This is a genomic window from Jeongeupia sp. HS-3 (genome assembly GCF_015140455.1).
GTDB lineage: Bacteria > Pseudomonadota > Gammaproteobacteria > Burkholderiales > Chitinibacteraceae > Jeongeupia.
In genome coordinates, this window is sequence record NZ_AP024094.1 from 1,624,032 (window position 1) to 1,645,918 (window position 21,887).

25 protein-coding genes and 1 tRNA gene are annotated in these 21,887 nt (G+C 62.9%); 13 read left to right on the plus strand and 13 right to left on the minus strand.

Annotated features, from left to right (window positions below):
- Positions 1-95 precede the first annotated feature (95 nt).
- Genes JLC71_RS07685 through JLC71_RS07700 form a run of 4 tightly spaced genes read right to left on the minus strand, consistent with a single transcriptional unit; the run spans position 96 to position 4,252 of the window.
- Positions 96-1,400, minus strand: a complete 1,305-nt coding sequence (locus JLC71_RS07685; protein WP_200918152.1) for an ATP-binding protein — start codon at positions 1,398-1,400, stop codon at positions 96-98.
- A complete protein-coding gene (locus JLC71_RS07690; protein WP_200918153.1) occupies positions 1,397-2,071 on the minus strand; it encodes a response regulator in 675 nt (224 codons plus the stop codon). Before JLC71_RS07690 ends, JLC71_RS07685 begins: the two co-directional genes overlap by 4 nt.
- A 42-nt stretch (positions 2,072-2,113) precedes the next feature.
- Positions 2,114-3,211 (minus strand): TonB family protein, encoded by a 1,098-nt coding sequence (locus JLC71_RS07695; RefSeq protein WP_200918154.1) that lies wholly within the window; start codon positions 3,209-3,211, stop codon positions 2,114-2,116.
- 36 nt (positions 3,212-3,247) lie between these two features.
- Positions 3,248-4,252, minus strand: a complete 1,005-nt coding sequence (locus JLC71_RS07700; RefSeq protein ID WP_200918155.1) for a serine/threonine protein kinase — start codon at positions 4,250-4,252, stop codon at positions 3,248-3,250.
- A gap of 129 nt (positions 4,253-4,381) precedes the next feature.
- Here JLC71_RS07700 and clcB point away from each other — a divergent pair, with 129 nt between their 5' ends.
- The 11 genes from clcB (at position 4,382) to JLC71_RS07755 (ending at position 12,365) form a co-directional block, all read left to right on the plus strand.
- Positions 4,382-5,677, plus strand: a complete 1,296-nt coding sequence (clcB, locus tag JLC71_RS07705; protein WP_200918156.1) for a voltage-gated ClC-type chloride channel ClcB — start codon at positions 4,382-4,384, stop codon at positions 5,675-5,677.
- An 85-nt stretch (positions 5,678-5,762) separates the two neighbouring features.
- Positions 5,763-6,608, plus strand: a complete 846-nt coding sequence (locus JLC71_RS07710; RefSeq protein ID WP_200918157.1) for a 23S rRNA (adenine(2030)-N(6))-methyltransferase RlmJ — start codon at positions 5,763-5,765, stop codon at positions 6,606-6,608.
- A gap of 87 nt (positions 6,609-6,695) precedes the next feature.
- Entirely contained in the window at positions 6,696-7,451 is a 756-nt protein-coding gene (modA, locus tag JLC71_RS07715; RefSeq protein ID WP_200918158.1) for a molybdate ABC transporter substrate-binding protein, read from the plus strand.
- On the plus strand, positions 7,448-7,837 hold the full coding sequence (locus JLC71_RS07720; RefSeq protein WP_200918159.1) for a TOBE domain-containing protein: 390 nt from the start codon (positions 7,448-7,450) through the stop codon (positions 7,835-7,837). Before modA ends, JLC71_RS07720 begins: the two co-directional genes overlap by 4 nt.
- Positions 7,834-8,520: a molybdate ABC transporter permease subunit gene (gene modB / locus JLC71_RS07725; RefSeq protein ID WP_236251017.1), complete on the plus strand. Its 687-nt coding sequence runs from the start codon at positions 7,834-7,836 to the stop codon at positions 8,518-8,520. The genes JLC71_RS07720 and modB overlap by 4 nt, the downstream gene beginning before the upstream one ends.
- Positions 8,514-9,377 (plus strand): sulfate/molybdate ABC transporter ATP-binding protein, encoded by an 864-nt coding sequence (locus tag JLC71_RS07730; protein WP_200918160.1) that lies wholly within the window; start codon positions 8,514-8,516, stop codon positions 9,375-9,377. The genes modB and JLC71_RS07730 overlap by 7 nt, the downstream gene beginning before the upstream one ends.
- 19 nt (positions 9,378-9,396) lie before the next feature.
- Positions 9,397-9,759 (plus strand): nucleotide pyrophosphohydrolase, encoded by a 363-nt coding sequence (locus JLC71_RS07735; protein ID WP_200918161.1) that lies wholly within the window; start codon positions 9,397-9,399, stop codon positions 9,757-9,759.
- On the plus strand, positions 9,756-10,430 hold the full coding sequence (gene bioD / locus JLC71_RS07740; RefSeq protein ID WP_200918162.1) for a dethiobiotin synthase: 675 nt from the start codon (positions 9,756-9,758) through the stop codon (positions 10,428-10,430). The genes JLC71_RS07735 and bioD overlap by 4 nt, the downstream gene beginning before the upstream one ends.
- 73 nt (positions 10,431-10,503) lie before the next feature.
- Positions 10,504-11,079, plus strand: a complete 576-nt coding sequence (locus tag JLC71_RS07745; protein WP_200918163.1) for an SCO family protein — start codon at positions 10,504-10,506, stop codon at positions 11,077-11,079.
- A gap of 6 nt (positions 11,080-11,085) precedes the next feature.
- Positions 11,086-11,835 (plus strand): flagellar brake protein, encoded by a 750-nt coding sequence (locus JLC71_RS07750; RefSeq protein WP_200918164.1) that lies wholly within the window; start codon positions 11,086-11,088, stop codon positions 11,833-11,835.
- Between the two features lie 110 nt (positions 11,836-11,945).
- Positions 11,946-12,365: a DUF3597 domain-containing protein gene (locus tag JLC71_RS07755; protein ID WP_200918165.1), complete on the plus strand. Its 420-nt coding sequence runs from the start codon at positions 11,946-11,948 to the stop codon at positions 12,363-12,365.
- 169 nt (positions 12,366-12,534) lie between these two features.
- On the opposite strand, the gene JLC71_RS07760 is transcribed toward JLC71_RS07755, so the two are convergent.
- Positions 12,535-13,470, minus strand: a complete 936-nt coding sequence (locus tag JLC71_RS07760; protein ID WP_200918166.1) for an NAD-dependent epimerase/dehydratase family protein — start codon at positions 13,468-13,470, stop codon at positions 12,535-12,537.
- Positions 13,471-13,492: 22 nt separating this feature from the next.
- On the opposite strand from JLC71_RS07760, the gene JLC71_RS07765 reads away from it, so the two are divergent.
- Positions 13,493-14,521 carry a CDP-6-deoxy-delta-3,4-glucoseen reductase gene (locus tag JLC71_RS07765; RefSeq protein ID WP_200918167.1) on the plus strand — a complete coding sequence of 343 codons (1,029 nt, stop codon included), beginning with the start codon at positions 13,493-13,495 and terminating at the stop codon, positions 14,519-14,521.
- A gap of 68 nt (positions 14,522-14,589) precedes the next feature.
- Here the strand turns inward: JLC71_RS07765 and JLC71_RS07770 are convergent, their stop codons facing one another.
- The 3 genes from JLC71_RS07770 to JLC71_RS07780 are packed head-to-tail and all read right to left on the minus strand — an operon-like array spanning position 14,590 to position 17,090.
- Positions 14,590-15,489, minus strand: a complete 900-nt coding sequence (locus JLC71_RS07770) for a metal ABC transporter substrate-binding protein (RefSeq protein ID WP_200918168.1) — start codon at positions 15,487-15,489, stop codon at positions 14,590-14,592.
- 21 nt (positions 15,490-15,510) lie between these two features.
- Entirely contained in the window at positions 15,511-16,377 is an 867-nt protein-coding gene (locus JLC71_RS07775; RefSeq protein ID WP_200918169.1) for a metal ABC transporter permease, read from the minus strand.
- On the minus strand, positions 16,374-17,090 hold the full coding sequence (locus JLC71_RS07780) for a metal ABC transporter ATP-binding protein (RefSeq protein ID WP_200918170.1): 717 nt from the start codon (positions 17,088-17,090) through the stop codon (positions 16,374-16,376). The genes JLC71_RS07775 and JLC71_RS07780 overlap by 4 nt, the downstream gene beginning before the upstream one ends.
- 307 nt (positions 17,091-17,397) lie before the next feature.
- On the opposite strand from JLC71_RS07780, the gene JLC71_RS07785 reads away from it, so the two are divergent.
- Positions 17,398-17,473, plus strand: a tRNA-Thr gene (locus JLC71_RS07785).
- A 259-nt stretch (positions 17,474-17,732) separates the two neighbouring features.
- Here the strand turns inward: JLC71_RS07785 and JLC71_RS07790 are convergent.
- From JLC71_RS07790 to JLC71_RS07810, 5 genes are all read right to left on the minus strand, one after another.
- Positions 17,733-19,202: a YfjI family protein gene (locus JLC71_RS07790; RefSeq protein ID WP_200918171.1), complete on the minus strand. Its 1,470-nt coding sequence runs from the start codon at positions 19,200-19,202 to the stop codon at positions 17,733-17,735.
- Positions 19,199-19,414 carry a helix-turn-helix transcriptional regulator gene (locus JLC71_RS07795; RefSeq protein WP_236251018.1) on the minus strand — a complete coding sequence of 72 codons (216 nt, stop codon included), beginning with the start codon at positions 19,412-19,414 and terminating at the stop codon, positions 19,199-19,201. Before JLC71_RS07795 ends, JLC71_RS07790 begins: the two co-directional genes overlap by 4 nt.
- Positions 19,415-19,446: 32 nt before the next feature.
- Positions 19,447-20,106, minus strand: a complete 660-nt coding sequence (locus JLC71_RS07800) for a hypothetical protein (protein WP_200918173.1) — start codon at positions 20,104-20,106, stop codon at positions 19,447-19,449.
- A gap of 618 nt (positions 20,107-20,724) precedes the next feature.
- Entirely contained in the window at positions 20,725-21,591 is an 867-nt protein-coding gene (locus JLC71_RS07805; RefSeq protein ID WP_200914866.1) for an IS3 family transposase, read from the minus strand.
- Complete coding sequence (locus JLC71_RS07810) at positions 21,588-21,881, minus strand: transposase (RefSeq protein ID WP_200918174.1); 294 nt, start codon at positions 21,879-21,881, stop codon at positions 21,588-21,590. Before JLC71_RS07810 ends, JLC71_RS07805 begins: the two co-directional genes overlap by 4 nt.
- Positions 21,882-21,887: the final 6 nt, after the last annotated feature.

Here is a 21,887-nt window from a genome sequence, read left to right on the forward strand (position 1 = left end):
GCAGGAAGCGACTAGCTTCGCCAATTCGTTCTAAGTCAGTCAGTGTTCTATGGGGCTTGAGACAGCAGACCAAGCCGATACCGGACACGCGTTGCTCAGCCTTGCGCCAGCGGCAACTCAACCATCACCAACAATCCCCCCAGCGGTGATTCGTCCAGCGAAACCGTTCCCCGATGCGCATCGGCAACGGCGCGAACGATGGCGAGGCCAAGGCCGCTGCCCGAACCCACGCTGCCGGGGCGGCGGTAGAAGCGCTGGAACACCTGTTCGCGCTCGGCCGGCGGAATGCCGGGGCCACTATCGGCGACGCTGAGTTGTGCCCTGTCCTCGCCGTCGATGCGGCGCAGCGCGACGTCGATTCGCCCGCCGCTCGGGGTGTAGCGGATGGCGTTGCCGACGAGGTTGGCGATCAGCGAGCGCAGTGCGTCGGCGTTGCCGGAGACCTGCACGTCGGCGTCGATGTCGGTCGCCCCCAGATCCAGCCCGGCGGCAAGCGCCAGCGGCGCCTGTTCGGCGAGCACGTCGGTGACGATGGGCGCCAGCGCCAGCACACTGTGTTCGGACGCGGCCTCGTTGCGCGCCAGCGTCAGCAACTGGTTCAGCATATGGCCGGCGCGAGCGAGGCCGGTCTTGAGTTCGGTGATCGCCGCAGCGCGGCTGGCGTCGTCCGGCGCGCGCTCCAGGCTGGCGAGCTGCAGTTGCAGCGCCGCCAGCGGCGTGCGCAGTTCGTGCGCGGCATTGGCGGTGAATGCGCGTTGCGATGCCAGCGCGTCGCCCAGCCGCAGCAGCAGCCGGTTGGTCTCGGCAATCAGCGGCTGAACCTCCTCCGGCGCAAGGCCGGACGGCAGCGGCGCCAGCGCATCGGGCGTGCGCGCGGCGACCTCGCGGCGCAGCGCCTCCAGCGGGCGCAGCGCCCGGCCGATCACCCACCACGCGCCAAGCAGCAGCAGCGGCAAGGCGAGCAGCAGCGGTACCGTGGTGCGCCACGCGGTATCCAGCGCCAGCCGGTTGCGCGTGCGCATCGGCTGGGCGATCTGGATCACCTTGCCCGGCACGGCGACGGCGTAGGTGCGCCAATCACCTTCGCTGGTCGCGGCGGTGGCGTAGCCGAGCTGCACCTGCGCCGGCAGCACGCGGTGCGGGTGCGAGTAGTAGAGCTGCACGCCATCCGGATCCCAGACCTGGATGACGAAATCGAAGCCGGCCGTGGAGCGCAGCGACGAACGACCGGGGATGAAGGTCTGGTTGACGACCGACAGCGCCATTTGGCGCAGCTGGTAGTCGAACAGCTCGTTGGCCTCGTTGCGGGTGCGGTGGAAGGCCAGCGCGGCGGCGACGGCGATGACCAGCGCCATGCCGCCGAGCAGCATCAGCATCAGTTGCCGGCGCAGCGAGCTCATGCGGCCTCCGGCGGCTGTTTGGGCACGTAGTAGCCGACGCCGCGCAGGTTGAGTATCCACGCCGCGCCGAGCTTGCGCCGCAGCGCATGGATGTGGACTTCGACCGCATTGCTGGCGACCTCTTCATCCCAGCCGTACAGCCGGTTTTCCAGCCGCGCCCGCGACAACGGCGTGCCCGGTTTCTGCAGCAACTCGAACAGCAGCGCGTATTCACGCGCCGACAGCGCCACCTCGCGCTCGCCGAGCCAGACCTGATGGCTGGCCGGATCGAGCCTGAGCGCACCGTGCTCGAACAGCGGGCTGGCGCGACCGGCGTGGCGGCGCTGCACCGCGCGGATGCGCGCCAGCAGTTCGTCGAAATCGAACGGTTTGACGAGGTAATCATCGGCGCCGGCGTCGAGCCCGGCAATCCGGTCGGCCACGGCATCGCGCGCGGTCAGGATCAGCACCGGCGTGGTGCCGCCGCGCTGGCGCAGCTGGCGCAGCACGGTCAGGCCATCCTGCCTTGGCAAGCCCAGATCAAGCAACACCAGCCCGTATTCCTGCTGTTGCAAGGCCAGATCGGCAGCGATGCCGTCGGTGGCGCGGTCGACGCTGAAGCCGGCGTCGCGCAGTCCGGCTTCGAGGTGACGGCCGATCATGTCGTCGTCTTCGGCCAGCAGCAGTCGCATGGTGGGCAGGCCGGCGGGCAGCCGGCAAAAGTAGGAATCCGGCTAGTCTTCGCCAGCGGCGGCCTTGGCGTCAATCACCGCATTGATGCCGGCGCGCTGCGGCGAAACGGGCGATGCATCGGCCGGCGCCCTCACCCACCGGCCGGCGGCCTGCGCCGTGACCGCTTCGACCACCGCAATGTCGGGCATGTCGTCGCCGATCTTCAAGTCGCGCCACGGCACGTCGGGAACGACGCCCCGGCCCGCGATAGACTCGCCGTCGGCGTCGAGCCACTCGAGCCTGCCAAGCGTGCCCAGCTGCGCCATCGCATCACCGGCGGTCTTGTTGCCGACGATGATCGCCCGCTGGTAATGCTGCAAGGCGGCGGCGACGAGTTCGGCAAGGCCTGCTGTTTTCTCGTTCACCAGCACCCACATCGGCACAGTCTTGAAATACGCCGGCAAGCCCGACAACGGGTCGGGGATTTTGGACATCTGTTGATAAGAGGCGCTACCGCTCCGGACGTCGATCTGGCTCGCAGACTTCTTGTCCTGATAGCTCGCCAACTTGAGTCCGTCCGGCAGGAACACCGATGCCAGCACCGTCGTGTTGAGCAGCGTACCACCCTGGTTGCCGCGCAGGTCGAGAACGATTTTCCGGGGTTCAGCAACCGTGTACCGCTGCAAGGCAGCACCCAGATCACGGCCCATCTCGGCGTAGATGTAACGCCCCCGGATCAGCAAGACATCCGGTTCGGGGAAATAAGCCGGCTTGAAGAAGGCGCTGTTATCGGGCCTGAAGTAAGCGGGTTCATTGAGCTTGAACTGGAACGGAATAGTGATTTTTCCCGCCGTTGGCTCGCCACTCGCCAGCCTGGCCGGTACGAACCGGAGTGTTGCGGCATATGTCTGCGCTGAAGCATCCAGCGCCGGGAATCCCGAGCTGAGTCGGATCGATGTGCTTTCAACGCCGCCATCCTTGCGCACATTGACCGAGATCTGCACCAAGCCTTCTTCGCCTTTTGCACGGGAAGTTTGCGGGTACGCCGGTCGAACGGGTACATGTGCTTGATTGGTGCTCAGCCTGGGCGGCGAGCTGATATCTGCCAAAACCAGCGCCGGGCTCATCGATAAAACAATCACAAACAGCATGCGAATCATGGCAACTCGTCGTTCAAAAGAGGGGGAAACCGTGCATCAAACCGGCCACAGCGGCGGCTCGGCCATCGCCTCGATCTGTTCGCGCAGGCCGCAAATGTGGTCCTGCCAGTAATTCATGGTGTTGAACCACGGGAACGCCGCCGGGAACGCCGGGTCGTCCCAGCGCTGCGCCAGCCAGCCGGCGTAGTGGATCTGCCGCAAGGTGCGCATGGCTTCGACCAGATGCAGCTCGCGGGCGTCGAAATCGCAGAAGTCCTCGTAGCCGGCGAGCAGGTCGGCGAGTTGCGAGATCCGCTCGTGGCGCTCGCCCGAGAGCAGCATCCACAAATCCTGCACCGCCGGGCCGCTGCGCGCATCGTCGAAGTCGACGAAATGCGGGCCGCCGACTGAGCCCGCGCCAGCGTCGGTCCACAGCACGTTGCCCAGATGGCAATCGCCGTGCAGCCGGATCGCCTTGACGTTGCCGGCACGTTCAAACGCGCGCACCACGCCGTCGAGTGCTTCGGCGATCACGCTCTGGTAGGCCGTTTTCAGCTCCATCGGCATAAAACCGCTGTCGATCAGCCAGCGGCTCGGCACCTGGCCGAACGATTCGATCGACAGCGCCGGCCGGTGCGCAAACGGCCGCGTACCGCCAACGGCATGGATACGGCCAAGAAATCGCCCCAGCCATTCCAGCGTGCCGGCACGATCCAGCTCGGGCGCCCTGCCGCCCTGGCGCGGAAACACCGCAAAGCGGAAACCGTCGCTACTGGTGTTGAGCGTACTGCCGTTGATCACCAGCGGCGGCACCGCCGGGATCTCCAGCGCGGCCAGCTCGGCGGTAAAGGTGTGCTCTTCGAGGATTTGCGCATCGCTCCAGCGTTCGGGGCGATAGAATTTGGCGATCAGCGGTGCGTCGTCGTCGATGCCGATCTGGAACACGCGGTTTTCGAAACTGTTCAGTGTCAGCAGGTGGCCCGAGGTGGCAAGGCCGACGGCGTCGAGCGCATCGAGCACGACATCGGGCGTGAGATTGGCGTAGGGCGTGGAAGCAGTCATCGCGAAAGTGTAAGCGATGCACCCAAGCCGCTTCGCGCTTTTTCGGCTCGCCCCCGCGCCGCATCAACCTTAAAGTACGCATTGCATCGCCTTGGCGCGGCGCTCAACCGGTATTCATTCGAGAACTTCATGCCTGCATCCGAGCGACTGGCGCGGCGCCGCCCCGGTTTCATCAACACGATAGATCCGCAATTCTTGCGCCTCGCCACCGCGATTGCCGCAGGCGTGATCGGTGCGCTGGCGGTCTGGGTGTTTCATCAGGCGCTCGATCTCGCCGAGGTGCTGCTCTATGGCCACACCGACGGCCTGGTCGCCGCCGCGCGCGGTCTGCCCGCGTGGCAGCGCATCATCACCCCGGCGCTCGGCGGACTGGCCGCCGGTACGCTGCTGTGGCTGTGGAACCGTGCGCGCGCCAGTTCGCCGCGGCATGCCGACGACTATATCGAAGCGGTGACCATTGGCGACGGCCGGCTCGATCAGCGCGGCGGCTTTGGCAAAATCATCGCCTCGTATCTGGTCGTCGTCGCCGGTGGCGCGGTCGGCCGTGAAGGCGCGATGGTGTTGCTGGCAGCGCTGACGTGCTCCTTCCTTGGCGCACGGCTGCGGCATCGGGTCGATCTGCGTCTGGTCGTGGCCTGCGGCGTGGCTGCCGGCTTTACCGCCGCTTACCACGCGCCGCTGGCCAGCTCGCTGTTTATCGCCGAGGTGCTGCTCGGCTCGCTGGCGCTGGCAGCGATCGGCCCGGTGATACTGGCAGCGGTGGCATCGGCCTTGGTCACCCATGCGCTTTCGGGCGATACCACGCTGTATCAGGTCGCCGCCGGTGCATCGCTGGACACCAGCGGCCTTGCGCTGGTGGCGCTGAGCGGCATCGTCGCCGGCGTGCTCGGGCCGCTGTTTCTGGCCTGGCTGGATGTCAGCCGCAAGGGCTTCCGCTGGCTGAACTGGCCACTGCCGGCACAACTGGCCGCCGGCGGCCTTGTGGTCGGATTGATCTCGGTACTGCGGCCCGAGGCCTGGGGCAACGGTTACAGCGCGGTACAGTCGTTTTTGCTGGCGCCGGCAGCGTGGCAGATCGTGTTGTTGATCCTCGTGTGCAAGCTGATCGCCATCGCCGGCAGCATCGGCTCGGGTGCGCCCGGCGGCGTTTTCACGCCCACCTTGCTGGTCGGCGCGGCCTTCGGCCAACTGGTTGCCCAGCTGATCACCCTCGTCGCCCCCAACGTCGGCAGCCCCCTGCTGTTTACCTTGGCGGGCATGGGCGTCTTTCTTGCCGCCACCACCCACGCGCCGGTGATGTCGGCGCTGATGGTGCTGGAAATGACCGGGCAAGTGCAGTTGCTGCTGGCACTGCTGCCGGCCTGCGTGATCGCCGCGGCCATTTCGCGACGACTGCGCGCGGCGTCGATTTACGCGAATCACTGAACGCGTCCGCCGGAGGTATCGCACCGCGCAACTAGGCAAGGCGGTGGCAAACGCGGAAAATCGGGGTTTTGCTTCGGCCCGCACCATGCTCAGCTACCGCCATGCCTTCCACGCCGGCAATCACGCCGACGTCCTCAAGCACTTTCTCCTCGTCGAGCTGCTGAGCTATCTGAACCAAAAAGACAAGCCGTACTGGTACGTCGACACCCACGCCGGCGCCGGGCTGTATCAGCTGACCGAGGGTTATGCGGCGAAGAATGCCGAGTTCGAGGGCGGCATTGCCCGGCTGTGGAAGCGCAAGGACCTGCCCGCAGCGCTCGCCCGCTATGTCGAGGTAATCCGCCGCTTCAATCCCGATGGCAAGCTCGGCTTCTACCCCGGCTCGCCGCTGGTCGCACAGGCGGTGATGCGCCGTGACGACAAGCTGCGGCTGTTCGAGCTGCATCCGAGCGACAGCAAGCTGCTTGAAGCCAATTGCGAAGCGCTCGGCCGCCAGGCGCAGGTGCAGGCTGGCAACGGCTTCAACGGGCTGAAATCGGTGCTGCCACCGCAGCCACGACGTGGGCTGACGCTGATCGATCCGCCGTATGAAGACAAGGGCGATTACCGCACCGTGATCAAGGCGATGGAAGAAGGCTTGCGCCGTTTCGCCACCGGCACCTTCGCGATCTGGTACCCGACCTTGCAGCGCGCCGAATCGCGCGAGCTGCCCGAGGCGCTGAAAAAACTGCCGGCCAAGGGCTGGCTGGATGTACGGTTATATGTGCAGTCGCCATCGAGCGACGGTTTCGGCATGCACGGCAGCGGCATGTTCATCGTCAACCCGCCGTACACGCTGGTGGCGACGCTGAACGAGGTCATGCCCGTGCTCGTCGATGCGCTGGCGCTCGACGGCGGCGCCCGTTATACCCTCGCCCATCACACGGCCTGAGCATCGGCTAGGCCCTTTGGCCTATCGTATGCGGACTTGAGCAATCGATATACTGCCGTCATCGCCTTGTCACCGAAAGGATAGTCCATGCGCAAGCTACACCTCCTCGCCGCCGGCCTGACTCTGGTCGCCGCAGCCCTGGCCCAGGCCGCGACCATCAATGTCGCGGTCGCCGCCAATCTGCAGTACACCTTCGACGATCTCGCCAAGGCGTACAAGGCCGAGACCGGCCAGGATGTGGTGCCCAGCTATGGCGCATCGGGCAAGTTCTTTGCGCAGATCCGCAATGGCGCGCCGTTTCATGTGTTCCTGTCGGCCGACGCCGATTACCCGAAAAAGCTCGACGCCGACAAACAAACGCTGGAACCGAGCAAGGTCTACGCCTATGGCGCGCTGGTGCTGTGGACGCTGAAAGACCTTGATCTCAACCAGTGGGAAAAGCTCGTCCGCGAACCGGGCATCGAACGGATCGCCGTCGCCAATCCCGAAACCGCGCCGTATGGCCGCGCCGCAGTGCAGGCGCTGCAGCATTTCAAACTGGCCGACGCGACGCGCCACAAGCTCGTGTTCGGTGAAAGCATCGGCCAGACCAACCAGTTCATCGCCACCCGCGCCGCCGATCTGGGCTTTACCGCCAAATCGGTCGTGATCTCGAACGAAATGCAGGGCAAGGGCACGTGGCTGGAAATCCCCGCCAGCGCCTACGAGCCGATCGCGCAGCGCGCGGCGCTGCTCAAGTACTCGAACGATCACGACACTGCCGATGCCAAGCGCTTCTACCAGTTCCTGTTCTCGCCCAAAGCCCAGGACATCTTCAAGCAGGCCGGGTACAAACTGCCATGAACCGCATCGCCGCGACGCTGAGCCGGATCGAGCACGGCGCCGGCATGACGCTGATCGAAGCTGACTCCGCTGGTGGCGTGCTGGTGGCGACCATCGTCGGCGAAGTGCCGCTGGCCGCTGGCGCGCCGGTGACGCTGCTGTGCAAGGAAACCGAAGTCGCGCTGGCCAAGGATTTAACCGGACTGATCAGCCTGCGCAACCGCCATCCGGCGCGCGTCGTCGGTATCGATGCCGGCGTGGTGCTGACGCGCGTGACGCTGGACTGGCACGGGCAGCGCATCGCCGCGGTGATCACCAGCGGTTCGGCCCGGCGCTTGTCGATTGTCATCGGCGATATGCTCGAATGGCTGGTCAAGGCCAATGAAATGGCGGTGGAAACCGCGTGATCGATGTTCAAGCCCTTGATGTTCAGCCGCTCTGGCTGACGCTCAAACTGGCGACGATCACCACCGTCGTGCTGGTCATCATCGGCATTCCGCTGGCGCGCTGGCTCGCCTTCGGCCGCTCGCGTATCCGGCCGGTGATCGAAACGCTGTGCACGCTACCGCTGGTGCTGCCGCCGACGGTGCTCGGCTTCTACCTGCTGATTTCGTTCAGCCCGGTGTCGTTCACCGGCCGCTGGCTGGAGGACGCACTCGGCCTGCGGCTGGTGTTCACCTTCAGCGGCCTGGTGATCGGTTCGGTGCTGTTCAGTCTGCCCTTCATGTTGCAGCCGCTGGTATCGGGGTTTCGGCAGCTGCCGGCCAACCTGATCGACGCCGCACGCACGCTTGGCAAGACCGAAACCACCATCCTCACCCGGGTGATCCTGCCCAATACCCGCGCCGGCCTGCTGTCGGGCATCGTGCTGGCGTTTGCGCATACGGTCGGCGAGTTCGGCGTGGTGCTGATGCTCGGTGGCGGCGTCACCGGCGACACCAAGGTCGCCTCGATCGCGCTGTATCAACGGGTCGAAGCACTCGACTACGCCGGCGCGCACAGCTACGCGCTAGTGCTGGTGTCGTTCGCCTTCGCGGTGCTGCTATTGCTGCGGCTGATCCAGTCGCGGCACGAGGCACGGCAATGCTGAATCTGGCACTCTCGCACACGATTCCCACCGCCGATGGCGCACGTGAACTGTCGCTTGAACTCGATCTGGCCCCGGGCGAGCGGCTGGCGCTGTATGGCCCGTCCGGCGTTGGCAAAACCACGCTGTTGCGGCTGATATCCGGCCTGGCGCGGCCCAAACACGGCCGCATCGCCTTTGGCGACACGGTCTGGTTCGATGCCGATCGCAAGGTCGACCTCCCTGCCCGGCAGCGCCGGGTCGGTTATGTGTTTCAGGATTACGCGCTGTTTCCGAACATGAACGTGCGGCAGAATCTGGCGTTCGCGCAGCCCGCAACCAATCCGGCCAAGCTCGATGAACTGCTGGCGCTGACCCAGCTGACCGGGCTGGCCAAACGCCTGCCGCAGCAGCTCTCCGGCGGCCAGCGCCAGCGCGTTGCCCTGGCGCGGGCGCTGGCGCAGGAACCGAGCCTGCTGTTGCTCGACGAACCGCTGTCGGCGCTCGACCCCGGCCTGCGCGTGGCGCTGCGCGAAGACATCGACGCCATGCTGAAGCAGGTAAAACTGACGACGATCATCGTCAGCCACGACCTCGGCGACGTATTCAGGCTGGCCGACCGCGTTGCCGTGCTCGAACCGGGCCGGCTGGCCGCGCTCGGCACGCCGCGCGACGTGATGCTGCCGGCGACACCCGCCGGCCGCCACGCGCTCAACGGCATCGTGCTGGCGATCGAACCGGCCGATGTGCTCTGGCGGGTCACCGTGGCGATCGGCAACGACACGCTGGCGACGCTGAGCGCCGATGTCGAGCAACTGCGCATTGGTGCGCCGGTGGCGGTGCTGCTAAACGGCAGCAGTGCGATGATTCAGCCCGCCTGATTTTTACCGAGATAGCCACATGAATACCGACGACCTGCAATCCCGGCTGCGCGCCTTCAGCCTTGAGCGCGACTGGGATCAGTTTCACACCCCGAAAAACCTCGCCTGCGCGCTATCGGTCGAAGCGTCCGAGTTGCTCGAACTGTTCCAGTGGCTGACGCCGGAGCAGTCGCAGTCGCTGTGCGCCGAATCCGAGTTCGCCACCCGGCTCGGCGAAGAAGTTGCCGACGTGCTGCTCTACCTGTTGCGGCTGGCCGACGTCGCCGGGCTCGACCTGAACGCGGTGGTCGAGCGCAAGCTCAAACTCAACGCCGAAAAGTACCCGGCCGATCTGGCCCGTGGTCACGCCCGCAAGCTCGACGCGCGCAAGGATTTGGCATGACGACCTACTTCATCACCGGCACCGACACCGACGTCGGCAAAACCGTCGCCACCTGCCAGTTGCTGCGCGGCTTTGCCGCCAGCGGGCTGCGGGCGGTGGCGATGAAGCCGGTCGCTTCGGGTTGCACAGTGCTTGATGGCGAGCTGATCAATAGCGACGTGGTCGCGCACCGCGCCGCCGGCAACGTCATGGTACCGGCCGAGCTCGCCAACCCCTACCGCTTCGCACCGGCGATTTCGCCACATCTGGCCGCGCGCGAAGCCGGGGTGTCGGTATCGCTTGATCATCTCATCGATTGCGCGGCGCGGCTGCAAGCACTCACCGACGTGCTGCTGATCGAAGGCGCCGGCGGCTGGCATGCGCCGCTGTCCGACGATGCCGACATGCAGACGCTGGCGCAACGCCTCGGGGCGCCGGTGATCCTCGTCGTCGGCATGCGCCTCGGCTGCCTCAACCATGCGCTGCTGTCGGCCAACGCCATCGTCGCCGCCGGCCTGCCGCTGGCGGGCTGGATCGCCAACCGCATAGCCCCGGCGATGGATCGCTACGACGACAATCTCGCATGGCTGCAAAGCCACCTGCCGGCACCACTGATTGCCGAAATCGGCCACTCGCCGGATGCGCTTTCCGGAGAAATCGCGCCACAGCAGTTGGTACAACTTGATGTGTAAGCCAACGTCTGCACTTGCCGTCACTCACATGGCATTGCACACTTGGCGGTTTGATTCCTGGTTCCGTCCGCTCATGCGCCCCATCCGCCTGCTGCTTGCCCTCGTCTTTGCCGTGCTTCTGGCCGCATGCTCGAAGCCCGATACCTTTCAGGGCAGCGATATCACCGGCGCCAGCTTCGGCGGCGATTTCACCTTGACGGCGCAGGACGGCAAGCCGCGCAAGCTGTCCGACTTCAAGGGCAAGGCCGTGGCGCTGTTCTTCGGCTACACCCAATGCCCGGACGTCTGCCCGACGACCATGGTCGAGCTCAAGGAAGTGATGAAGCAGCTCGGCCCCGATGCCGACAAGGTCCAGGTGCTGTTCGTCAGCGTCGACCCAAGCCGCGACACCACGGCGGTGCTGGCGCAATACGTACCGGCCTTCGATCCGCGCTTCATCGGCCTCACCGGCAGCAAGGACGCGGTCGACAAGGTCGCCGAACAGTACAAGGTGATCGTGCAGCAACAGGGTGATGGCGCGAACTACACCGTCGACCACAGCGCGGGTACTTACCTCATCGACAAGCAGGGCAAGTTGCGCGTGCTGGTCAACTACGGCGCCGGCGCCGCGGTGCTCGGCCACGATCTGCGCGAACTCGTCCAGGAATAACCGGTCATGCCAGAGATCGATCCCCACCCGCTCGCCGAGAATGACGACCTCGCGTCTTACACGCTATCCAATCCGCTCGAAGTCGGCGCCGTGCTGCGGAACCTGTCAACGCGCGGCGATTTCGTGACGATCTACTTCGATCACGGCAAATCGATGCTGACCACACGCATCCTCGAAGTCGACGTCAAAGCCCGGCGCTTTCGTTTTGACTGGGCGGGACAAGAGGCGCTGAACCGCGCACTGCAGGCATCGCCGCGTAATGTGTTTGTTGCGCTGCCCGATGGCGTGAAGGTGCAATTCGTCTGCGAGGCACCGGTGATCGTCCAGCACGAAGGCTCGCCTGCGTTCGAAGCTGCGCTGCCGACGCAACTGGTCAAACTGCAACGGCGCGAATTTTTCCGGCTGACCACGCCGATCGTCACCCCCTACCGCTGCCATACCCAGCTGCCCGACGGCAGCCCGGTCAGCTTCAATCTGCACGATCTTTCCTTGGGGGGGGTCGGCCTGTGGGCCGGCTCGGTCAACGTCGGCTTGCTGACCCGGGGCGACATACTGCGCCAGGCCACACTGGAATTGGGCGCTGGCGTCACCTTCCAGACCGATCTATCGGTACGCGGCGTGCGCACGGTGCTGTTGCCGCAGGGCGAACAACCGCTGTTGGGCTGCCAGTTCCTCTCCTTGCCTCGCAGCGCCGAAGCCGCGCTGCAACGGCAAATCGCCCTGCTCGAACGAGAACGCCGCGCCCTGACGGGCTAAACCCGGCAGGCTCAACCCCATATTTCCCGCAGATTACGTTTCGCTGTCATATGCTGATCATGGCTTCTTGCTATAAGGGAGCCTCCTGATCACTTTCTGAGGCGTACAACATGGGTATCTTCAGCAGCATTTTGTCTAAGCTCGGTTTTGGCGACGATAAGAAAGAGGCCGCAGAGGCAAGCGCAGCAGCAAGCGCCCCCGCAGCCGGGCCGGCGGCAGCGACCGCCGCAGCAGCGACTGGCGCGCCGGCGATTGTGGTCGCGGCGATCAGCCAGGTCGATGTGGTGGCCCAGCTCGAAGGCTTCGCGAGTTCAAACCCCGAAAAACTGAATTGGCAAACGTCGATTGTCGATCTGCTCAAGCTGCTCGGCCTCGACAGCAGCCTTGCAGCCCGAAAAGAACTCGCCAGCGAGCTGCATTGCCCGGCCGACAAGCTGGAAGACTCGGCGCAGATGAATATGTGGCTGCACAAGACCGTGCTGCAGAAGCTGGCCCAGAACGGCGGCAACATCCCGGCCGAACTGCTTTAAGCAGGCGCGGCGTCCGGCGATCCATCATGGTTTCTGGATAGTAGATGCAGTAACACTACGGGCCCGGTGAAAACACCGGGCCCGTTTTACCTCAGACCTCAGCCCGGTATCTCGTATTCACAATGGCCAGGGGTTCCCCGCCTTTGCGTTTACAAGGTATGCGCCTGGCCTAGTGCCGCTTCAGGAAACCCTCTACGCACGGCCAACGCAGCGTCAAGCGCAGCTCGCGCTTGATTCGCGCGTTATCCAGCCGCCGCGACTCGTTCAGATAACTCAACAAACCCGGCGCTAGCTGCGCCTGCGCCTCGGCCCGGCTCACCCTTGGCACGCGCGGCAGGCCAAGGTGATCGGCGACCAGATCGAACCAGTCGCCCATTTTCCCCGGCGCGTCGTCGCTGACGTTGTAGGCGCGCAGCGGCTGGGCGCGGAACAGCGCCCGGCAGACCGCGCGCGCCAGATCGTCGGCATGAATATGGTTCGAGTAACTGTCCTCGTCGGCGGCGATGACCGGCTCGCCACGGCGGATGCGTGCATCGGGCAGACGTCCGGCCGCATAGACCCCCGGTGCGCGCAGCAACCCCAAATGCATGCCTTGCCGGCGCGCCAGCGCCCGCAACACCGCCTCGGCATCGGCACGGCGCCGTGCCCGTGGTGTATCGGGTGTCAGTGGCCGGGTTTCATCCACCCACGCGCCGCCGACATTGCCGTAAACGCCGCTGGTGCCGATATACGCCGCCCGGCGCGGGGCGCGGCGGGCGTGTGATAAACTGGCTCGCATATCCGGGCGTGCCAATGCAGCGGCCAGGCGACGGGTTCGCAGATCAAGCAAACCGCTCGCCGACGGTGGCGCACTGTGAATCAGCCATTGCGCCAGACCGGCCAGACGGGTCGGAATACCGGCATCCAGATCCACCGGCACCGGTAACACGCCAAGTGCGCGCAACTGCACCGCCGACTCGCTCGAACGGGCGCTGGCGTAGACGCGAAACCGGCGCAACAGCCACGGCAGTGCCCGGGTGACGACATCACCACAACCGATGATCAGCAGCCGCGGTCGAGGCGACTTGGCCAGACGTTTATTCAGTATCCGTTTACGCAAGATCATCCCAATCAGAAGACCGTCAAGAATGTCGAAGCAACTTACCATTCTGCCCTCGGGCCAGCAAATCAGCCTCGAAGCCGATGAAACCCTCCTCGATGCCGCAATGCGCAGCGGCTTCAACATGCCCTACGGCTGCAAAAACGGCGCCTGTGGCGCCTGCAAAGGGCTGGTGGTCGAAGGTCAGGTCGAACATGGCCCGCATGCCGAATCGGCGCTGTCACAAACCGAGCGCGAGCGCGGCCTGGCGCTGTTCTGTTGCGCCACCGCCGTCACCGATACGGTGACGATCGAATGCCGCGAGGTCGCCGCAACCAAGGACATCCAGATCAAGACCCTGCCGTGCCGGGTGCAGAAAATCGACAAGGTGTCGCACGACGTGGCGGTGCTGTCGCTGAAACTGCCGGCGACCGAGCGGATGCAGTTCCTCGCTGGCCAGTACATCGATATTCATACCAAGACCGGCAAGAAGCGCAGTTTCTCGATCGGCAACGCCCCGCATGATTCCGAATACCTGCAACTGCATGTCCGCCATGTACCCGGCGGCGATTTCTCCGAGTACGTCTGGAACGAGCTGAAAGAGCGCGAAATCTTCCGCTTCACCGGCCCCTTGGGTTCGTTCTTCCTGCGCGAGGATAGCGACAAGCCGATCATCTTCCTCGCCACCGGTACCGGCTTCGCGCCGATCAAGGGCATTCTCGAGCACGCCTTCAACAAGGGCATCCAGCGCGAGATGATCCTTTACTGGGGTGCGCGCACGATCGACGACTACTACATGACCGAGCTGACCGATCAGTGGCAGCGCGAGCATCCGAACTTCACCTTTATCCCGGTGCTGTCCGAACCCAAGCCCGAAACCAACTGGCAAGGGCGCACCGGCTTCCTGCACGATGTGCTGCTCGATGATTTCGGCAATCTCTCCGGCTGGCAGGTTTACGCCTGCGGCGCACCGATGATGGTCGAGGCGGCGTTCCAGCATTGCATTGCGCGCGGTCTGCCCGAAGAAGAGTTCTTCTCCGATGCGTTCTTTTCATCGAAGGACACTGCCAAGAAGTAAGCGGCGCGTGCAATAAAAAACCCGGCCAAGCCGGGTTTTTTATTGCTGATCGAAGCATCATCACCCGATCATTGGTTCACTTTCATCCCCGCGACCAGGGTCTGGATATTGTGGCGATACATTGCCAGATAGCTGCTGGCTTGCGGGTTCTTTGACAGCGCATCCGAATACAGCGTGCCTTCAAGCGAAGCACCGGTCTCGCGGCTGATCTGCTCGATCAACTTGCGGTTGCTGATGTTCTCGACAAACACCGCCTTGATGCCGCTTTGCTTGATCTGGCGGATCAGCGCGCCAACCCCCTTGGCACTGGCCTCGGCCTCGGTCGACAAACCTTGCGGCGACAGCATCGTGATCTGATAGCGCGCGCCCAGATAGCCGAAGGCATCGTGACTGGTAATCACCTTGCGCTTGGCCAGCGGTATCGCCGCGACCTGCGCATCGGCCCAACGCGACAACTCCGCCAGTTGGCCATCGTACTTCGCGGCATTGGCCTTGTAGACGCTGGCGCCGGCCGGATCGATTTTCGCCAGCGCGACGGCGATGTTCTTCACCATCAGCCGGGCATTGTCCGGATTCTGCCAGGCATGCGGATCGGCACCGTGGTCGTGGCCATCATGGCCGTCACCCGCCATCGCCCGTGGCTTGATGCCGTCGGACACCGTCACCACCGTGCCCTTGTACTTGCTCGACGCGGTCAGCCGCTTCATCCAGCCCTCGAATCCCAGGCCGTTGACGAAGAACACCCGGCTCTTGCTCAACGTGCCGACGTCGGCCGGCGTCGGCTGATACACATGCGCATCGCCGTCGGCGCCGACCAGCGTCGTCACCTTGACGCGATCTCCGCCGACGTTCTGCACCATATCGCCCAGAATGCTGAAGCTGGCCACCACCGGCAGCGGCTCGGCCGCTTGCGCGGCGCCGATCACACCGAAGGACAAGGCCACACTGAGAATGCAACGACGAATCATGCCCGACTCCTTATAAAAAACTTAACGCGCCTCGGTCTGCTGGCCCTGCTGCCCGCGCCAACCATGCGGTGCAACCATCAGCGAAACCATGTAGAAGAGACTGGCAATCAGCACAATTGCCGGGCCGGACGGCAGGCCCGCGTGGTACGACACCAGCAAGCCGCCGATGGTCGAGACCAGCCCCACCAGCCATGCCACGCTCATCAACCCCGGCAAGGTATCGGCCCACAAGCGCGCCACCGTGGCTGGCAACATCATCAGGCCGATCGCCATCAAGGTGCCCATCGCCTGGAAACCGGCAACGAGGTTAAGCACCGTCAGTACGATCAGGCCCAGGTGATACGGGCTGCCGCCACGGCCGGCGCCGGCCAGAAAGCCCGGGTCGACGCATTCGAGCACCACACCGCGATAACACAGCGCCAGCCAGCCCAGGCTGATCGTCGCCACCGCCGCAACGATGTAGAGCGCGGCGTCATCGATCGCCAGCACCGAGCCGAACAGCAGATGAATCAGATCCACCTGACTGCCCCAGCGCGAAATCAGCACCACGCCCAGCGCCAGCGCCATCAGGTAGAAACCGGCGAAACTGGCGTCTTCATTCAGCACCGTATAGCGCCCCGCCACGCCGGCGAGCACCGCGACCAGCAGCGCGGCGACAATGCCGCCGCCGGCGAGCCAGGGCAGCGCAAAGCCGCCAATCAGATAACCGACCGCCGCGCCGGGCAGCACCGCGTGCGACAGCGCGTCGCCCATCAGGCTCATCCGTCGCAGCACCAGCAGCACCCCGACCGGCGCACAACTCAGCGCCAGCACCACACAGCCGACCAGCGCGCGGCGCATGAAGTCGAACTCGGCAAACGGTGAAATCAATAGTTCGTGCAGGTTCATGATCCCGCCTCCTCGGCCAGCGGGTTCACCCACAGGGAATGGCCGGTAAACCCGACCTCGGCGCGCGCGGCGGCGAGCACCGTCGGCGTCGCGCCCCAAGCCTGCACGGTGCCGGACAGCAGCAGCGTTTCATCGAAATGTTTCGAGACGAGATCGAGATCGTGCATCACCGCGATCACCGTGCGGCCGTCGATTTGCCAATCGGTCAGCTGCTTGAGCAAGAGATCACGGCTGGCTGGATCGAGGTTGTTGAGCGGCTCGTCGAGCAGCAACACCGGCGCATCCTGCACCATCAGCCGGGCAAACCGCGCCCGCTGCAACTGCCCGCCCGAGAGCGTACCGATCGGCCGGTTCGCCAGCTCGCTCAGCCCCATATGCTGCAGCGCATGCGCCGCCCTGTCCTGCTCGCCGCGCCCCAACCGGCGCCATGCGCCGCTGCGGCGCCAGCTGCCGGACAGCGCCAGCTCGGCCACCGTCATCGGAAACTGCCGATCCAGCTCGGTGCGCTGCGGCAGATAAGCCACCCGCTCCGGGCTATGAATTTGCCCCGACGCCAGCGGCAACAGCCCAGCCATCGCCTTGAGCAAGGTCGTCTTGCCGGCGCCATTCGGGCCAACGATCGCCGTCGAGCGCCCGGTCGCAAACGTGCCGCACAGCTCGGCCACGGCCAGCCGCTGGCGGTATTTCACGCAAACATGATCGAGCGTGATCATAGAAGCGACCACGCCACCAGCGCCCAGATCAGCATAATCATGGGCGAAACCAGAAGCAGCCGCTGCCAGGCCCCAAGGGCAAACAGCCAGCTCGCCAGGCGCCGCGGCGCGCTGGTCATATTGTTCGAAGTGGAATGAGTCATCTCGGAAACCCCCGCCACGGCCACGCCGGAACGGGAAAAATCGGGCTAGTTGCAACTGAATTGCATTTTAGCCGTGAAATCGGCCGCTGTGAATCGCGTTTACGCATCAAGATCGCCTCAGGGAGTTCCCAAGCGCGCGCCAAGCCGCTAGAATGTCGTTCTTCGCCGATGTAGCTCAGTTGGTAGAGCACCTGACTTGTAATCAGGGGGTCGCGAGTTCGAATCCTGCCGTCGGCACCAGTAAAACCAAGGGGTTACAGATGATAAGTCTGTAACCCCTTGTTGCATTTCTGCCGTGCACAAGAATTTCCCCCGACATTTCCCCCGACAAAAACGCCAGCTCATCTTGATGCAACGCATCTTGGTTTCGACCAGGTTGTGCCGGTGATTAGTCCAATCAAGCTCACAGCAGGCCGTTGCAACCATAACGTCAAGGTTCACCGCAAACGACAAAAGGGCCGCTATTGCGGCCCCCTGTCCAGGTCTAGGTTCCTGAAACCTACCGGACCAAGCGCTTCTCCCACCCCCCTTGGTCAAAAATCAGCAGTGGCCACAGATCCATGTACTTGCTCTTTTTCTCATCAAGCCAAAGCGTAATCCAGCCCAGCTGCACCATCCGATCCAGCACCGGGTCAAGCCGTTGCTTGTTTCGAAGCGCATTCGGCCCGTATTTGCGTACGTAGTTTTTTGCGACGTACCGACACCCCTGCCCCCGAAGGCGGCTTAAATAGTCGTTCAGCATATTTAAATCCAAATCGACCTGCGGAATCGGCGGCGGCGGGCAAAACAGCCGGATAAACTCGTTCGAATACCAACCTACTAATACGATCGAACGCTCGACGTTCTGCAGCGAGATAATCTCGCCGCCGTCCAGCAACTGAAGCAGCGCAGCCAGTCTGGCCACATTGTCCGCCAGCTTGGCAGCGTGATCCTTGCAGTTTGCGTAGCAGCCTCCCAAACCCGACTGCTGTTCGACCCTGTTGTAGTAAAGGATCCAGCACTGCGATGCCTCCTCTGACATGACCATGGTTTCTCGTTCCGGCAGGGGCTCTCCGTCCGTCGATACCGATTGCTCCAGCAGCCCGGCAAGCTGCCGCTGAAATTTCGGCAAATGCTCCCACGACGTAACGGGACGATCGATGAATCGCATGCCTTGCGTCGAAAAAGGCTGGCAGACCAATGCCCGTGCCAAAAAGCCGAGCGAACGGGCCTCGCCGTCGTTGCGCTGGACAAAATCCTGAAACGGCTTGGGTTGCGACATCAGCGACAGCGTCAATCGTGCATCCTTGACGGTGAAGCTCTCGCGGGTCATGCGATCGATGTCAACGTCATCGCCATCCCAAAGTTTGTTGAGCACAGGCAGATGTTGTGAAACATGACCTTTGAAGATGACTGCAGCCTCGTTGGAGGCAAGCGCAGCATTCGGCCATGCGCCGAACAATTGATGCTGCAGTGCCTCGATGGTGCAATCCTCGTACAACAGTTTTGGGGCTTTCGGCGCAATCGGCTCACGCGCCGCGTGCACCTTGATCTGGACTCGAAGATCATCACCACCGTTACCATGGCGAATACCCAGTCTGGTCAACTGCTTCAGAAGTGCAGCTTCCTCGGCCTTCCAGATCTTGTGTTCGACACGATAGTCGTTCCACGCCTTGGCCAACAGCGTGGCATGCCGTTGCTGGAACTCGATAATTGCAGCAGCGAACAAACGATCGATCGTGGATTTGCGTTCACCCGATTCGGCCAACGTAATCAGCCACAGCGAACATGGTCGCAGGCTATGTGTCGTTGGAACCTGGACGTTGATCAGCCCCTGACCGACGGTCGACAGGGCAGACAGCGCAGCAGAAACCACCAATGCACGTGGTGCCTTCGTGTTGCTCTCGACCTCGTTGATCGCATCCCTCAATGCCGGCGGAAGATCGCCACCAAGAATAGAGAAGGTGTTGAAATTGATGTTCATATTCATGCTACTTCCTCACTTGTTCCAAATTTGAATTCAATTCGTTGATCTGCACGCTGTGTAATCCAGCGCTGGACTTCCGACTCCAGGAAACCAATCGCGCGTGGTCCCAGCTTGATCGGGCGTGGAAATGAACCGTCGGCGTATTTCCCGCCAATCTTCAGGCGCTCGTAGATCATCGTCCGCTTCAAACCCACCAGCGCGACCAACTCGGGCATGCGAAGGATTCGATCGTTGTGTCGTAACGGGTTCATTGCACACCTCCGGCCAGCATGGTGCGGCTGACGAAACGCGCATGCGGCCCCCTCGGCAATGACGTCATCATCCGAGTCGAACAGCGGTTGTTTCGAGCGAATGTCGCAGACGAGCGAATGCACTGGATCGCGTAGTTGCAATCTAGCGAGGCGGTAGAATTGGAGAATTGAATATGCCGAACATCCAGGACGGATGGGGCGGGTACAAATGAGGAAGGAAGGACAATAAGCGGGCCGAAATGATCTGCCTCGCCGGGTTCTCCGTCGGATGAGTCAGAAGATGATGATTTTGTAGCTTTGCCCGAATGGCGGTTGCGTGCGTGACGTGATGATGCAGTGCGAGCAGTCGCGCATCGTTCAAATCCCCGATTTGCAACAACTGGTCGACAAGGCAGTAAAATTCGTCCGCCTTTCTTTTCATCTGCTTCACGAGCTACAGCTCTAACTCTCATGGCACGAAAAACCTTCATGGCATGAATCATAGCGGCGGACTTTTTCATCACCACCACTCGAACCGAATCATTTTCATTACAAGAACGCACTATAGTGCTGCCGATGAACAAAACTGCGGCATTACTGCGCGCCTGCTGCACGTTCTCACAGTCTTGATAATCACTCCGTCCAGCGTCGTGATCTGTAGCCATGCGTGACTGCATGGTGACACTCCTTTTTGTGGCCTACGGGTTGATGAAACCGGGGGAGCGCAGAACGCCCCCTCTCGCAAATAGCTAACGCTAGTCCAGCACATTCTTCAAATGTAAAAATTCACACTATCAATTCATCGGACTGAGCCGAACCCTTCTGCACGGTACCGAACATGACGAACCTACGGATGCTCACCCACGCAGATGTCGTTGTCCGTCGCATACCGAAGGCCCTTCCGGGAGTAACTGGGCCAGCACCTGCTCCACGCATCGCTCAAGGCGGCACCTCACGCCATTTTTACGCCACATGCCATAACAATTCGCCGATTGAGAGGTGAACAGACCGCGCTCAGCCATATCGTTCCACTCCAACTCCACGACCATACGCAACATTCTCCAAGAGCTCCGGGAGCCATCCACAGCGCCCCGTGTCGGCCCCGGTAACCGTCCCTAAACAACGTCTGCACCGCCGGAACCGATGTCGCGTAGTCATGCTAAAGTGGGGCAAATGAGCTACGAATGGATCATTTCGCGGTCCCGGGCACCATCCTCCAGATGCTATTCCTGCGGTTTCTGCTACTAATAGCCCAAACCGCAGTCTGGTCTGTCCCCATGCAGAAGGACAGAGGATTAAGCGCTAAGCGCTGAATGCTGCCGTTCAAACTCGACCGGTGCCAGGTAATCCAGCGTCGAATGGCGGCGGCGATGATTGTAAAATCGGATGTAGTCGAATATATCCGCGCGGGCCTCGTCGTGACTCCGGTAGCGGGTCAAGTAAACCCGCTCCGCCTTCAACGACCGGAAGAAGCTTTCCATCGCAGCGTTGTCCCAGCAATTGCCCGCTCGTGAATGGCTCGGCACCATGCCGTGCCGTTTCAGCAACATCTGGTAATCAAACGCACAATACTGGCTGCCTCGGTCCGAATGCAGTAGCACCTCCCGCACCGGTTTCCGTCTGGCAACGGCCATCGTCAACGCAGCATGCACCAGTTCTTGCTGCATTCGATGGTGCATTGCCCAGCCGACCACGGCGCGGGAATACAAGTCCAGCACCACAGCCAGATACAGCCAGCCCTCGTCAGTACGGATGTAAGTCATGTCCGACACCCAGCGTTGATTCATCCCGGATGCGTCGAATTGCCGTTCCAGCCGATTTGGTGCCACCGGAAGCAGGTGTTGGCTGACCGGGACAGGTCGCCACCGTTTACGGGAACGTACCTTCAGCCCGCCTTGGCGCATCAGGCGGCCAACACGGTGGCGGCCACAGGCGAAGCCTTGTGCGACCAGTTCCGCATGTATCCGACGATGCCCATAGATGCCGTTGACTTCGGCATGGACCAGACGGATTTCCCGTAACAGCACGCGATTAGCCATCTCTCGCATCGAAGGCGGCCGGTTGCGCCAAGCGTAGTAGCTGCTCCGTGAGACGCGGAACAACTGGCACATGACGGCAACAGGATAACGCTCAGCAAGCGCCTGAATGGCGCGGTACTTCACTTCGTGGGCTGCGAGAAGATGGCGAGCGCTTTTTTTAGGACGTCACGCTCCATGGTGACGCGTGCTAGATCATCGCGCAGACGCTTGAGTTCGGCTGCTTCGCCCAGTTGCTTGCCATGACCGGGAAAGGCATCCATGCCCTTGAGCAGAAACTGGCGTTTCCATTTGCCCAGCAGGCCTTCGGTGATGCCGAAGGCCTGCGCGACGTGACGTAGCGGCGTGCCAGCCAGGATTTGCTCAACAGCTTCCCGCTTGAGGGACTCGGGAAAGGTACGGCGGATTTGGGTCATGAACAC